Origin of the sequence: Haloarcula sebkhae (genome assembly GCF_014647415.1) — an archaeon.
GTDB classification, from domain to species: domain Archaea; phylum Halobacteriota; class Halobacteria; order Halobacteriales; family Haloarculaceae; genus Haloarcula; species Haloarcula sebkhae.
In genome coordinates, this window is record NZ_BMPD01000004.1 from 348,601 (window position 1) to 362,719 (window position 14,119).

At 60.8% G+C, this 14,119-nt stretch carries 11 protein-coding genes; 4 read left to right on the forward strand and 7 right to left on the reverse strand.

Going from position 1 to position 14,119, the window contains the following annotated elements; all coding sequences use genetic code 11:
- Positions 1–27 precede the first annotated feature (27 nt).
- Entirely contained in the window at positions 28–798 is a 771-nt protein-coding gene (locus tag IEY38_RS13965) for a hypothetical protein (protein ID WP_188978743.1), read from the forward strand.
- Positions 799–1,012: 214 nt separating this feature from the next.
- Here the strand turns inward: IEY38_RS13965 and IEY38_RS13970 are convergent, their stop codons facing one another.
- From IEY38_RS13970 to IEY38_RS13980, 3 genes are all read right to left on the reverse strand, one after another.
- A complete protein-coding gene (locus IEY38_RS13970; RefSeq protein WP_188978745.1) occupies positions 1,013–1,861 on the reverse strand; it encodes a hypothetical protein in 849 nt (282 codons plus the stop codon).
- Positions 1,862–1,948: 87 nt separating this feature from the next.
- Positions 1,949–2,875 (reverse strand): hypothetical protein, encoded by a 927-nt coding sequence (locus tag IEY38_RS13975; RefSeq protein WP_188978746.1) that lies wholly within the window; start codon positions 2,873–2,875, stop codon positions 1,949–1,951.
- Positions 2,876–3,178: 303 nt separating this feature from the next.
- Positions 3,179–4,477: an amidohydrolase family protein gene (locus IEY38_RS13980; protein WP_188978748.1), complete on the reverse strand. Its 1,299-nt coding sequence runs from the start codon at positions 4,475–4,477 to the stop codon at positions 3,179–3,181.
- Between the two features lie 142 nt (positions 4,478–4,619).
- On the opposite strand from IEY38_RS13980, the gene IEY38_RS13985 reads away from it, so the two are divergent.
- From IEY38_RS13985 to IEY38_RS13995, 3 genes are all read left to right on the forward strand, one after another.
- On the forward strand, positions 4,620–5,963 hold the full coding sequence (locus IEY38_RS13985) for a dihydroorotase (protein WP_188978755.1): 1,344 nt from the start codon (positions 4,620–4,622) through the stop codon (positions 5,961–5,963).
- A gap of 160 nt (positions 5,964–6,123) precedes the next feature.
- A complete protein-coding gene (gene thrC, locus IEY38_RS13990; RefSeq protein WP_188978757.1) occupies positions 6,124–7,383 on the forward strand; it encodes a threonine synthase in 1,260 nt (419 codons plus the stop codon).
- Between the two features lie 231 nt (positions 7,384–7,614).
- Positions 7,615–9,021, forward strand: a complete 1,407-nt coding sequence (locus IEY38_RS13995; protein WP_188978759.1) for a uracil-xanthine permease family protein — start codon at positions 7,615–7,617, stop codon at positions 9,019–9,021.
- 16 nt (positions 9,022–9,037) lie between these two features.
- Here the strand turns inward: IEY38_RS13995 and IEY38_RS14000 are convergent, their stop codons facing one another.
- The 4 genes from IEY38_RS14000 to IEY38_RS14015 form a co-directional block, all read right to left on the reverse strand.
- Positions 9,038–10,072: an LLM class flavin-dependent oxidoreductase gene (locus IEY38_RS14000; RefSeq protein WP_188978761.1), complete on the reverse strand. Its 1,035-nt coding sequence runs from the start codon at positions 10,070–10,072 to the stop codon at positions 9,038–9,040.
- A gap of 97 nt (positions 10,073–10,169) precedes the next feature.
- Positions 10,170–11,162 (reverse strand): ABC transporter permease, encoded by a 993-nt coding sequence (locus IEY38_RS14005; protein WP_188978763.1) that lies wholly within the window; start codon positions 11,160–11,162, stop codon positions 10,170–10,172.
- The gene (locus tag IEY38_RS14010; RefSeq protein ID WP_188978765.1) at positions 11,162–12,262 is read right to left on the reverse strand and encodes an ABC transporter permease; all 1,101 of its coding nucleotides are present in this window, start codon (positions 12,260–12,262) and stop codon (positions 11,162–11,164) included. The genes IEY38_RS14005 and IEY38_RS14010 overlap by 1 nt, the downstream gene beginning before the upstream one ends.
- On the reverse strand, positions 12,262–13,911 hold the full coding sequence (locus IEY38_RS14015) for an ABC transporter ATP-binding protein (RefSeq protein ID WP_188978767.1): 1,650 nt from the start codon (positions 13,909–13,911) through the stop codon (positions 12,262–12,264). Before IEY38_RS14015 ends, IEY38_RS14010 begins: the two co-directional genes overlap by 1 nt.
- Positions 13,912–14,119: the final 208 nt, after the last annotated feature.

A 14,119-nucleotide genomic window follows, 5' to 3' on the forward strand; every position in this document is an offset into this window, starting at 1 on the left:
TGTAAGGCCGTACTTCATAAAAAACGCATGCGCACACAGGATGCTGGACACCGAGCGGCGGCAGTTGCCGCCATTGCTGACCGTGAGTATCGGCGAGCCGGCGACGAATACACGCGGGCAGGGTGGCGTGTTCTTGCGGACCCACGAGAGGGTATCGAGCCGTTCGCGGCCGACGAGAAGGGCTGGGTCGGTGACGGGCTCCAGTACCTCGCGACGAGCGCGGTCTGTTACCGCGTCGCCGGAAAGGATACGCGCGCTACCCGTCGCGGTGTCGAGGGCGTCGCCGTGGCCAAGGATTTGACCAACGGGCTCGAACACCCAGTTCAACACGCCTGTCTCAAGGAATTCGTTGCAGACTTCCGAGCTGTCGGGGGACTCGACGGAGTCGAGTCGGCGTACCGCGAGGCGGAGGCGGCATACAACGACGCCGGTGGTGCCGTCGACAGCCCGCAGGCGTGGGGGACAACGCCGCTGTTCGAGGCTGCTGCGACGCTTCTCCAGCAGGTCGCCCGTGGCCCCGCAAACGGCGAAATCGCTATTCCCTGGGAAGACCTCCACGGCGCGGACCCGGGCGACCCCGGGAGCTTCCTCGCACAGCGGGCCGTCGTCAAACGCCAGCGGTTCCCAAGTCTCATCGAGCAGGTGATCGACGATGGCTTCCTCGCCACTCCCCGCGGGACGACGGAGTACGACACCGACCACCACCGCTGCCCGCACTGTGGCTCGGCAGATGTGAACTGGGTCGCAGAGAGCGTTGTCTGCCTGCGATGTTCTCGTCCGACAGCCGAGACGAGCTAATACGTAGCGTCTATTTTTAGAGTGTTGTAAGATACTGGGTTTATATATTCATATATCCGCCATTCACTATCATATCACCTTATGAAGATATATCCACCATATTTCTCTACCTATTCCAACATAATTGCCCCTATATTAGTCAATTACGTATTTATAAATCGGTAAGAGCTACGGATTGGAGAGAGTGGAGATCTATACGGACCAGCTGTACTGCTCACGTCGTTGGTTCGGTCGACTCTGGCAGTGAAGCCGAGTCAGTGCGTCCTTCGATTAGAAGTCGCCGATTAACAATGTGATCGACAACAGTCGTACTGTCAAGAATTTCCGTCTCACCGTCGTGAGTCTCTGGGTCACCGGCGTACCGCCGTATCTTGAATGAATCCATCGCGTTCCGGTTCTCCGAGACTGGTTCGATGACTTCGAGATACTCGTCAGTGGTGGTGTTACGATAGGTTTCGCCCGTGGCAAAGCCGACAACAGGGACATCTACAGGCCACTCCCACGAGAACTGCCGGAGATACTGGTCGAACTGCCAGACGAGATGCGCTGGGTCGAGATCGTCGTCAAGTGCTCCCACAGCAGCGTCGTCGAGTGTGCGGTCCCAGTAGTCGACGACGCATTCCTTGAGGTCGTCTTGCAGACAGTCCTCGACCAGTTTCTGCTCAATCGGATAGCCGATTTCGATAGCAACGATGGCGTGTCGGTCGAGATGGGTGAGACAGCGCTGGCATTCGATCTCGAACACGGACAGGCCGAGTGGGTTATCAGCGGTCAGGTGGGCCAGTTCGTTCCCGCAACTGGGACACCAGAGAAACAACACCCCGTTATCCGCACCGGACAGCTCGCCGAGTACAGTCAGGTCATCGAACGGGGTGTCAGGATCGTTCGTCAGGGAGTCGGATTCAGGCTCCGGTATGGCCTCTGGGGCATCGTCGGCGTATTTGGCCAGCTTTCGGTCTTTCAGTAGCGACTTGATAACCGAATCGTGCGAGGAGTGAGACTCCGTATCACGTATTTTCTCTATCTGTTCTTTCGTCCAATCACGTACGCGTATAGTTGCCATTTGTCACACATTCAAACCGGGCTACAAAAACAGTTTCCTTTTATAATGAAGGATTGTCTTCGCGCACGACCACCACGTAGAGATCGGTTAATGACTGGCAGCAGTAATACGGCGCTTTATTTCGGCGTTCGAGACACGTATCTGGGTGGCTGCCAGTCGATGGGTGACGAGGTCGAGGAGATCCAGTTCCGACAGTAGCCTCCGGGCGTGTGTCTGGTTCAAATCGAGACGCTGGGTCACCTCGTCCAGAGAAGTGGACTGGGTAACAGTCTGTGCGAGGTCGGCCACAGTCACGTCCTGAGAGATACCGAGTCCATCCGCGACGAGATTGTCGTCGCTGTCCTGCGAGTCCGCCTCAGCGAGCAGGTCAGCGACAGATCTGGCCCCCAGTCCGTCCGCTTCGTCGGGTTGGCTGTTGTCACCCGCCCTGTCGTCAGAAGAATCCGATTCGGCCGAGGAACCTGCGTCGGTGTCGGTCTCGGAATCTGTCTGCACGTCGGCAAGGCTGAGTCCGCCTGCCTGTGGCGTCGTGTCAGTCGGGTCATGGATATCGTACTCCACCATATACCGACGCACAGTTTCGGAGGTTACGTCGGCGTCAAGCGCTTCGGTCATCTCCGGGAACGTATCGCAGGCCTCGTAGGCCGCCTGAAGTGCCTCGGGGTCCTTGTATGCTGGCACGGAATCCGATTGCGAGAGGCTCTCTGCCAGTTCATTGGACGCGTCCCCCTGATCGTCTGATGGTACCGGTATGTCAGTTCCGACAGGGACGGTAACCGTCACATCAATCTCAATCCGCTTATCAGTCACATCGAACTCTTCAGCACCAACAGAGACATCATCGTGTATCGATACGCCACCGAATACCGGCGTTGCGAGCGTCAGGTCGGCACTGATTTCGTCGTTATCCGCGGTCGTCTGGCCCCTGACTGAGACCGATTTGACCTCCGTGTCGGACGAATCCAGGCATTCGAGTACCTGCGTGAACGTCTCAAAGGCGTCACTAACTACCATACCACACCCACGAACACAGACCCACTATTACATATGGGAACCAGAAATATTTGCTACAAGATACGGGATAGACAAATTTGGCCCCTCGGCTACGCTGCAGTCGTATTAGTGTGTGTACAGAATGTGTACATTACCGCCGATATCAGAATTTCAACCAATATTATACACCCTTAGGTCGTAATTTTAGATCCTGTCTGAAGAGGGTGCGGTGGGGGGTTGCCAGCAAAGAAAATTTACGCACTTAGGGTGTTATTTGTACAGCCCCATTGCCACGGATGAGGAGGAGACCTGTGGGGAACTGACCTACAACCGATCCCAAAGTTCGGTACTCGCATCGCCGACAGCGGTCATGTCCGAATCGTCAACTCCGGTGACACCCGAATTCTGGTCGTACACAGGTTGCCCATCGATAATCGTCCGGGTTACGTCCGCACGGCTTGCGGCGCTGACGACGTAGTAGGGCGCGCTCCCGTCCAACACCGGATTCGGCCCCAGATCCAGCGTGACGAAATCACCGCGTTTGCCGACCTCAATGCTGCCGACAGCGTCGTCCATCCCCAGCACCGCTGCACTGCCGATTGTCGCCCATTCGAGGGCAGTGGCCATGTCGAAGCCGCTCGGGTTGCGCTGCTTGAGTTTGTGGATACCGACGGCGGAACGCATGGTCTCGAACATATCCGGATCCCACCCGTCGTCACCGAGTCCGATCGTCATCTCGTGGGCTTGCATCGTTTCGACATCGGCGATACCGACGGCGTTATTGATGTTTGAATAGGGGTTGTGAGCGACGCTGACATCGTTATCTGCGAGGATTTTGATTTCGGACTCGGTGGAATGGACGCAGTGGGCTGCGATGACCTCGGCGTCGAAAAAGCCCATGTCTTGGAGCGCTGGAACCGGTCGTTTCCCGTAGTCGGCGATAGATTCGTGCACGTCGACCAGTCCCTCTTCGAGGTGTATCTGGATCGGGCGGTCGTCGTCGATAGCCCGGTCGACGCACTCCTCGACGATGTCTTCGGTGTTGGTAAACAGTGTGTGGAGGCAGTAGTGGCCGGATACGGTGTCGTACCGGTCTTCCGCTTCGTCGATGAATCGCTGATTCTCAGCGATTCCGTCTCTGGCCTGAGATTCGGAGTTTCTGGCTGTCGTCTCGAAAGTAATCATTCCACGGATCGGCGTCTGTGCCACCCCCTCGGCAACGGCGTCGAGTCCGCCCGGCAGCGTGTTCGGTCCGGAGTAGTTGTCACAGAAGGTGGTGACGCCACTCTGAAGCATTTCGGCGCAGGACCCCAGCGCGGACAGGCGAGCGTCGCGCTCGGTAAACGCCTCGTCGACGTTCCACCAGATGTCGACGAGCGATTCGTAGAAACTCTCGGGTGACGCAGCGAGCGGCGCGCCGCGAATCGGGAGCGCGTACATGTGGGTGTGGCAGTTTACCAGTCCCGGGATGACGACTTCGTCAGTGGCGTCGATCGCGTCAGGACCGGACGCGTAGCCGTCCTCGATAGCGACGATTTCACCGCCCTCGACCACGACGTGTACTTCCGACCGGACCGTGCGCTCATCGTCCATCGTGATGAGCGTCCCTGCATTCAGTATCACAGGTTGGGGGAAACCGTCAACCGACTAAAAGCTACTCCGCCCCAGAACGGCCTTACCAGCCACTCTATCACAACCACGGTGTGCGACGGATGTGGCGTCTCACACACCAACTGTTTTCGTCGTTCGCCCTGGCCGTACTGGTATGACAGATATTCACATCAAAGACACACAGGTGGTGACGGCATCGAGTGTCCAGCGCGGTGAAATCGCGATTTCTGGCGGGGCAATAGACGCCGTTGGTCCGGCAGCCTCGATCCCAGCCTCCAGTGACCCAGACACCGTCATCGACGCAGACGGTATGGTCGCGCTCCCGGGCGCTATCGACGTACACACCCACATGCACGACGACAAACTGTTTCCGGATGGGATCGATTTCGCGTCCCAGACCGCGAGTGCGGTCGCCGGTGGGGTGACGACGGTCATCGAGCTACCGACGCAGACGCCCGTCACAACTCCCGACGCACTGCAGGAGAAAGCAGAGACGTGCTCGGCGCTCGCACACGTCGATTTCGGCCTCGTCGCAGGTAATATTCAAGATCCCGACATCGACGTAGCTGGCATCATGGACGCCGGAACAGCGGATTTCAAGACATTTACCGCAGACCCGTACCTCGCGAGTGACGCATCGATCGCGGCGCTCATGCGGCGTGTCGGCAATGCCGGGGGGACGGTTCGCGTTCACTGCGAGACTCAGGGACTGCTTGACGACGCGCGGTCGACTATCGACGGCGACGAGCCCGAGGTGTACATGGACTCACGACCGCTCGAAGCCGAACTTGACGCGATATCCCGCGCGGGCTACTTCGCGGAATACGCCGACTGTCCGCTACACGTCGTCCACATCTCCAGCGGGAGCGGCGCACGCGAGGCTGGGCGCTTCAAGTCACGAGCCAACGTTCCGGTCACGCTCGAAACCTGTCCGCAGTATCTGGCCTTCTCGAAGGGTGACGTTGCCGACAAGGGCCCGTACCTGAAAGTCAATCCCAGCCTCAAATCGGACGCTGAACGGGAGCGGCTCTGGGATGCGGTGCAGGACGGGACGATCGACCTCATCGGCACGGATCACTTTCCGACGTACCGCGAGACGCGGGAAGCCGGCTGGGAAGATATCTGGGAGCCCTACGCCGGCCTCCCGGGCGTCGAAACGATGGTCGAGTTCCTCGTCAGCGAGGGCGTCCACGAGGATCGGATATCCTGGCCGCGGCTCCGCGAACTCGTGTGTACAGCTCCGGCACGGAACGCCGGAATCTATCCACGGAAAGGGTCGCTGCAGGTCGGAACGGATGCGGACGTGATGCTCGTCCAGACCGAGGAGTACGAGGTCACCGCCGACGACCACACGTTCATCGGTGGCTGGACGCCATACGAAGGACAGGACTGGAGCGCGCGCGTGAACACGGTCATTGCCGGCGGGGAGATTGTCGCAAAGGACCACGAGGTCCAATCGGCGGCGGGCCGTGGCCAGTTCCTAGATCGCCCGCTGTAGCGGTTTTCGCAGCCGTTGATCTGATAGTTAAACCACAAATAGATGTGTGGCGTGTGCTGTCTGTGTGTGAAGGTGTGGCAGCCACGACAGAGGAGGGTCACCTCACAATCGAGCTAAAGCCGCAGTACGGTTTTATACCCGGTTGTACTCAGAATGTAGTATGGGCATGACGCAAGTGACGACCCTCGAGTGCACACTCTGTGGAGCGGAGTACGTCCCGAGCCAGATAATCTACACCTGTCCCGAACACGAGGGCGTGAAGGGAATTCTCGAAGTAACGTACGACTACGACGCTATCGACGACGCGTTCGACGGCGACCTCGGCGGGCCGATAGCGAGCCAGTGGAAATACGAGGCGTTCTTGCCAGTCGCAACGGACGCTGATGTCGTGACGCTCAACGAGGGCGGAACGGACCTCTTCGACGCCCCGAACCTCAGCGACGCGCTGGGCGTCGAGACGCTCGTCAAAGACGACGGGCGGAACCCGACAGGGTGTTTCAAGGACCGCGCCAGCGCTATCGCTGTCACGAAAGCCAGACACGCCGGTCGCGACATCATCACCTGCGCCTCGACCGGGAACGCCGCCGCGTCGCTGTCAGGGTATGCCGCCCGCGGGGGGATGGACTGCCGTATTTTCGTCCCCGGCGACGCCCCGACGGGGAAGCTCGCACAGCCGCTCGTCTACGGTGCGGACGTTCTGGCTGTCAACGGCAGCTACGACGAAGCCTACGACCTCAGCGTCGAAGTCACCGAAAAGTACGGCTGGTACAACCGCAACGCGGCCATCAATCCGTTCCAAGTGGAGGGCAAGCGCACCGTCGGCCACGAACTCGCCGACCAGTCTATCGCTCGCGGACACGTCCCGGACTGGGTCGTGTTCTCGATGGGTGATGGCTGTACTATCGCCGGGGCCTGGAAAGGGTTCAAGGAGTTTTACGATCTCGGCTACGTCGACGACCACCCGAAGATGCTCGGCGTGCAGGCCGAGGGGGCGTCGGCCATCCACGACGCGTTCCACGGCCACGAAGACATCGACGATATCGCCGAAACGCTGGCTGACTCAATCGCAGTCGGGCGGCCGCGGAACACGATCAAAGCCTCCCGCGCGCTGGAACAGAGCGGCGGGACGAGCGTGCTGGTCTCCGACGACGATATTCTGGAGGCCGAGAAGCTGCTTGGCGGCACCGAGGGCATCTATTCCGAGCCGGCTGGAGCAGCACCTATTGCCGGCGTTCAGACCGCGCTCGATCAGGGGATCATCGAGCAGGACGAAACCGTCGTCGTAGTGTCTACCGGCTTCGGCCTGAAGGACACGAAAAGCGCCGAGAGGGCGACCGGTGGAGTGGATCGAATCGACCCCGAAATCACGGAGGTCGAAGGTCTGTACGGCACGGCCGAGGAAGCCGCAGCCGACGACTGACGCTATCGGACATTTGCGCGACACGGGCCAGCACACTGTCTTTTTGCGATCAGTTTCGACACACTGTCGAGTCAGGCTGTTGCAGTTTGAAACCATAGCCGGTCGCACATCCAACGAGTATCAGATTTTAATGAGACATACGGATAGGTATCTCGGACAGAGTTAAACACATATATTGGTATAAGGACTCTAGTAGGTGGATTGAAAAGATAGGGGACTGGATGGCCTCCCATGAGCGGTCCAGAGGCAGAACAGCAGTCAGTCGTACTGTACGACATCGAAGACAAACCGCCGCTGGGGAAAGCGATCCCACTCGGCATCCAGCACGTCCTCGCGATGTTTCTGGGCAACGTCGCGCCCCCGCTCATCCTCGCTGGGGCTATCGGTTCGGTCACTGGAGAGACGACGTTTCTCGTCCAGATGGCACTCATCGTCGCCGGCGTCGCGACCATCGTTCAGGCGTACCCGGTCGGCCCCGTCGGCGCGCGGCTCCCGGTCGTCATGGGGACCAGTTTCGCGTTTCTCGGCCCACTCATCGGCATCGGCAATCAGTTCGGTATCGCCGCCGTCTTCGGCGCGTCACTGCTCGCTGCGCCGGTCGAAATCGTCATGGGGATTTCGTTCGACCGGTTCCGGCGGTTCTTCCCACCACTGGTCACCGGCATCGTCGTGATGCTCATCGGACTGACGCTCATCCCCACGGGAATGAACTACGCCGCAGGGGCCTCGGCCGGCCCGTCAGCGGAGGGATACGGCTCCTTCGTCAACCTCGGCCTCGCCGGGCTCGTTCTAGTCGTCACTGTCGGATTGAACCAGTTCTTCGAGGGGTTTCTCCGCGTCATCAGCGTGTTCGTGGGCATCATCGTCGGCTACCTCGCCGCACTCGCGCTGGGTGTTGTCGACCTCTCGGCTGTTGCCTCCGCCGGGTGGGTGACGGTCCCAGTCCCGCTCAAATACGGCCTCGCCTTCGAGCCAAGCGCCGTCGTCACCGTGGCTTTCCTCTACATCATCACTGGCATGGAGACTATCGGGGATATCTCGGGGACGGTATCCGCAACCGGTCGGGACGCTACCCGCGAAGAAGTCCGCGGCGGTCTCGTCGCCGACGGCGTGATGAGCGTCTTCGGCGCGGTGTTCAACGCGCTCCCGAACACATCGTTCTCGCAGAACGTCGGCCTGGTGAACTTCACTGGCGTCGCAAGCCGCTACGTCGCCGGCATCGGCGGCGTTGTCCTGCTCGCACTCGGGTTCGTCCCGAAAGTCGGCGCAGTCGTCTCGGCAATGCCCGACGCCGTGCTGGGCGGCGGCGCGCTCATCCTGTTCGCGATGATATTCTCCTCCGGTGCACGCCTCATCACGCAGAACGTCGAACTAGACCACCGCAATTCGACCATCCTCGCGATGTCGATGGCGCTCGGCCTCGGCGTCGCGTTCCGCCCCGAAATCCTCCAGAACTTCCCGTCCGAGGTACAGACGCTGTTCGGGTCCGCACTCGTCACCGGCGGGATGGCTGCCCTCGTTCTCAACGTCGTGTTCCCCGGCGGGAGCGTCGGAACGGGACCGACCGAGTACACCGCCGGGCTAGAACCGAGTCCGACCGAATCCGGAGCAGGCGCGCCACCGGTCGACGACGATTGAGAGTCGAGCCGACAGACTACAGGTAGCCGTCCGCGAACTCGTCGATCATCAGCCGCCGGTCGTCGCCAAGCGGATAGAGGATCGGACACTGACAGCCCGTCTCTGCGTACTCCCGGACCTTCTCGCGGCACTGTTCGGGCGTGCCGCTGGCGGTGAGTTTGTGAACCACGTCGTCCGGGATGAGATGCATCCCCTCCTTGATGTCGTCCTTGTCGGCCGGCCACCCGCCGATGGTCTCGCCCACCTCGTCGATGAGGTCCTGACTGACGCCGCTGGCTTTCATGATGTGGGGCTGTTGCCCGAGGTACTGTGTGATGAGTTCGCGGGCGTTGTCCAGAGCTTTCTCTTCGTCGTGGTCCATCGAGCAGACGACCAGTTGTGGCCGGTCGATGTCGTCCAGCGAGCGACCACCGCGCTCCGCCCCGGTTGCCAGTGCGTCGACGGCCTTCTCGTTGTACTCCGGGCTGACGAGGTAGTTCAGCAGTGCGCCGTCGGCGAAATGGCCAGTGAGTTCCAGCATCTTGAACCCGGTCCCACCGACGTAGACGGGAACGGTTCGCGGCCCGTCGTCGCCGTGGACAACGTCCAGTTCTACGTCCCGCATCTGGACGAACTCCCCGTCGTACGTGACGTTCTCCATGTCCAGCAGGTCCTGAGTTACCTCGACGCATTCGCGCATCGCCCGCAGTGCGCCGCTACGGTCGATTCCGACTTTCTCGGCCAGTGGGTCCCACCACGCGCCGATGCCGCACATGATGCGGTCCGGACCGGCGAGTTCCTCCAGCGTGCTCATCGACTGTGCTATCAACGCCGCGTTGCGCGTCCAGTTGTTGATGACGCCGGTACCGAGTTTGATGTCATCGGTGACTGCGGCGTACGCACCGAGCGGGGAAACGGCGTCGCGTGCGAGGCGCGATTCGGCCTGCCAGATCTCATCGATACCCTGCTCCTCCGCGTACTGCACGAGGTCCACGTTCGCTTCCAGCGAGTGTTTGTCCTGTAAGTAGATACCGACACGGTCGCCTCTCTCGAAGACCTGATTGACGCTCATGAGACATGCAAAGTTCTCCGAATACGGATAAATAGATTTGGCCACACACACGGTCTGTGGAAGGTGTGGCCCCGGTATTGCTCGCGTCGCGGACCGCTTAGTCCGTCTCGCGGCTGTAGGACTGCAACAGCGCCGAGGGGACCGCGAGCTGGTCGCTCTTGGTCCGGATGACGGCGTAGACCAGCACGATAATCGTCGCCAGGTACGGGTACGTCCCCATGATCTGTGGTGTCATGAGGAACTCGACGATAGGGTTGATGACGCCAGCGAGGGGCGCATCGGGGCCCAGCGTCAGTGAGATGGACTGGGAGCGAATGCGCAGCGCGTCGAGCAGTCCGAACAGGTAGGCACCGACCAGCATCCGGCGGGGCCGCCACTGTGCGAAGATGACCAGCGCGACGGCGATCCAGCCCCGACCCGCGGTCATACCGGGGACCCAGAGCTGCGAGAAGGCCAGCGAGAGGTGTGCGCCGGCCGCGCCGGCGAACCCGCCGCCGATGAGCACCGCAAGATACCGCAGTCTGAACACGGACACGCCCATCGTGTCCGCCATCTCAGGGTCCTCACCGACGGCTATCATCTCCAGACCGAGGTTCGAGTGGTACAGGAAGTACCAGACCACGACCAGCAAGCCGAGCGCGAGGTAGTCCGTCGCCGTGCTCCGGAAGAGGGCCTCGCCGATGACCGGGATCCCGACGAGGTACTGGCCGACGAGCGGGAACGTTATCTGCGGGAAGCCGCTGATCGACTCTTCGACCCAGCCCGAGCCGAAAAAGGTCGTCAGCCCGGTCCCAAGCAGCGTCAGCATGACGCCGCTGATGACCTGGTTCGACTTCAGCGTGATACAGAGGAAGGCGTGGACCAGCGCCAGCACCATTCCGAGGAGGATGCCGACGCCGAATCCAAGCCAGTGGCTCCCCGTGAGGACGGTCGTAATGAATCCGCCGAGTGCGCCGACGAGCATCATCCCCTCGACGCCGAGGTTGAGGACGCCCGCCCGCTCGCTGATTAGTTCGCCCATCCCAGCGAGGAGTAGCACCGTCGCCGCCTGAACAGTCGCATCGAGCAGGCCGGCGATGAAGCTCACCATCAGTCGTCACCTCGCTGTGGATGGGCTGGTGTCTCCGCTGGCCCGCGTTTTAGATCGATACCGACACGGTAGCTCTTGAAGAACTCCGCCGTAATCAGGAAGAGAATGACCAGCGCCTGAATGATCTCGACCAACGCCGCGGGCACGCCGAATGCCACTTCCATACTCGATCCGCCGACGAACAGGACGGCGAAAAACAGGCCGGCGAGCATCACTTTGAACGCGCTGTTGCGACCAAGTAATGCGATCGGAATGGCCGTGAAGCCGTATCCGGGTTCGAACCCGGCGCGGTATCGACCTTGCGCGCCAGCGATCTCGCTGATGCCGCCCATGGCCGCGAACGCGCCCCCGACCACGAACACGAGGAGGTACACGTAGAACTTGCTCATGCCCGCCTGCTGGGCGGCCTCGTCGTTCGAGCCGACGAACGTGATTTCGAACCCGAGCCGGGTTTTCGTCATCAGGACGTACGTCGCTATCACCATGCAGAGGGCAGCGAGCAGCCCAGCGTGGACGCCGCCGAACAGTTCCGGAATCGTCGCGGCCTCGGAGAACCGGTCCGACTGCGGGAAGTTTCCGGCCCCGCCCTGCATCGGTCCGCGGAGCAAGTAGCTCTGGATTTCGAGCGCGACGAACGTCAGCAGGAGCGACGTGATGATCTCGTTGACGTCCCACTTCGCACGCAGGTACGCCGGGATACCAGCCCAAATACCGCCGGCCACGGCTGCGGCGACGAACATCAGCGGGACCAGTGCGAGCCCCGGCAGCGAGACGTTCAGCCCGATCCACGTCCCCGCGAGCGCGCCGGCAACGAGTTGCCCCTCGGCACCGATGTTGAACAGGCCCGCTTTCAGTGGGAGATACACTGCCAGGCCCGTAAGAATCAGCGGGATCGCCTTCGTCAGCGTCTCGCTGAGACCGAACTCGGTCACGAGCGTCTCGACGAACATCGTCCTGTACGCCGCGACAGGGTTCACGTCGAGGACGACCAGTGCGATGGCACTCACTGCCAGCGCAGCGAGAACCGTGAACACGGGCGTCCCGTAGGCCAGCCAGGCCGGACTGTCCTCACGTGCGTCGACGGTTACTGCGACGTTCATCAGCTCTCACTCCCCTGGGTGGCCCCAGACTTGACCGGCGATGCAGCCGTCTCGCCACCACCAGTCATCTCCAGCCCGATCCGTTCCCGGTCGGCTTCGGCCGGTGTCGTCTCGTAAACGAACTCGCCCTCGTACACGACGAGAATCCTGTCGCTCAGGTCGAATATCTCGTCGAGGTCTTCCGAGAGGAGGATTATGCCGGTTCCCGCTTTCCGCTGTTCGAGCAGCGTCTCCCTGATGAACTCGATCGCTCCGACATCGACACCGCGGGTCGGTTGATTCGCGATGAGCAGGTCCGGGTTGCGGTAGATTTCCCGCGCCAGAATGAGCTTCTGGAGGTTCCCTCCGGAGAGGTCGCCGGCCTTGGTCTCGGTCACGTCGCTGACACCGCGGACATCGAACTCCTCGACCAGCGTCTCTGCATATTCACGGAGTTCCCCGTAGTCAAGGAACGGTCGGTCGCCGAACCGGCCGTCCCTGAAATCCTTCATCGTGGCGTTGTGCATCACCGAGAGGTCCTCGGCACAGCCGTACTGAAGCCGGTCCTCGGGGACGAACGAGACGCCGCTATCGACGAACGTCTTCGGTTTCGCGCCGGTGATGTCCTCGCCGTTGACGACGAGCTCGCCGGCAGTCACGTCTCGGATGCCGGCCATGACCTCGGCGAGTTCCTTCTGGCCGTTGCCGCTTACGCCCGCGATACCGACGATTTCGCCTTGCCGAACCGTCAGGTCGATGCCCGAAAGGGCTTCGATATTTCGGTTGTCTGTGGCCTCGACTTCGCGTGCGCGCAGGACTGGCTCACCAAGGTCGACCGCTTCTCTGTCGATGTCGAACAGCACCTCACGGCCGACCATCATCTCCGCGAGGTCCGCCCGGGAGACTGACGACACCTCGGCGGTGCCGACGTTTTGCCCCTCCCGGAGTACCGTTACCCGGTCGACGATAGCGTCGACCTCGGTGAGCTTGTGCGTAATGAAAATTATCGAAAGCCCCTCGTCTGTCAGCCGTTCGAGCGAGTCGAAGAGCCGCTCGGCTTCCGTCGGTGTGAGGACCGCCGTCGGTTCGTCGAGAATCAGGAGGTCGACATCCCGGTACAGCGCTTTGAGTATCTCGACGCGCTGTTGCTGGCCGACATCGAGCTCCCAGATCTTCGCGCTCACATCGATGTCGAACCCGTACTGGTCCGCTAGATCCTGAATCCGCTGTTCAGGCACATCGAGACCGAGCGAGAACTGGCCGGCGAGCGACTGGACGAGGCTGTTGTTCCGGACCGCCGCCGGAAGCCAGCTATCCGCCGCATCGCTGCGAAACGCTGGTGCCGGTTCACGTTCACCGAGTACAACGTTCTCGGCGACGGTCAGGCGCGGTATCAGCATGAAGTGCTGGTGAACCATCCCGATACCGGCGTCGATGGCGTCCTGTGGCGACCCGAGGTCAAGTCGCTCGCCGTCGAGATAGATCTCGCCGTCGTCCTGCGAGTAGAGCCCGTACAGAATCTTCATCAGCGTACTTTTTCCCGCACCGTTTTCACCGAGGAGGCCGTGTATTTCCCCGCGCTCGACGGAGAGGTCGACGTGGTCGTTGGCGACGACCCCGGGGAACTCCTTCAGAATCCCCTCCATCCTGAGCGTGGTGTCTTCGGACATGCTCTCTGATCTTGAGCGGGTATCAACAATGTAGTGGCATAATTGTTTTCAAAGGTAGCTATATTCGCCGTCCAGAACGGGAAATGGCGGACATTTGCCAAGTACCAGTTGTCGTGTGCTAGCGTCCGTTGGCGATCTGGGTTCCGTCTGTCTACACCGACAATAGTATGGACATATGATCCAAGTAGTTGCCATAAGTTATGATATT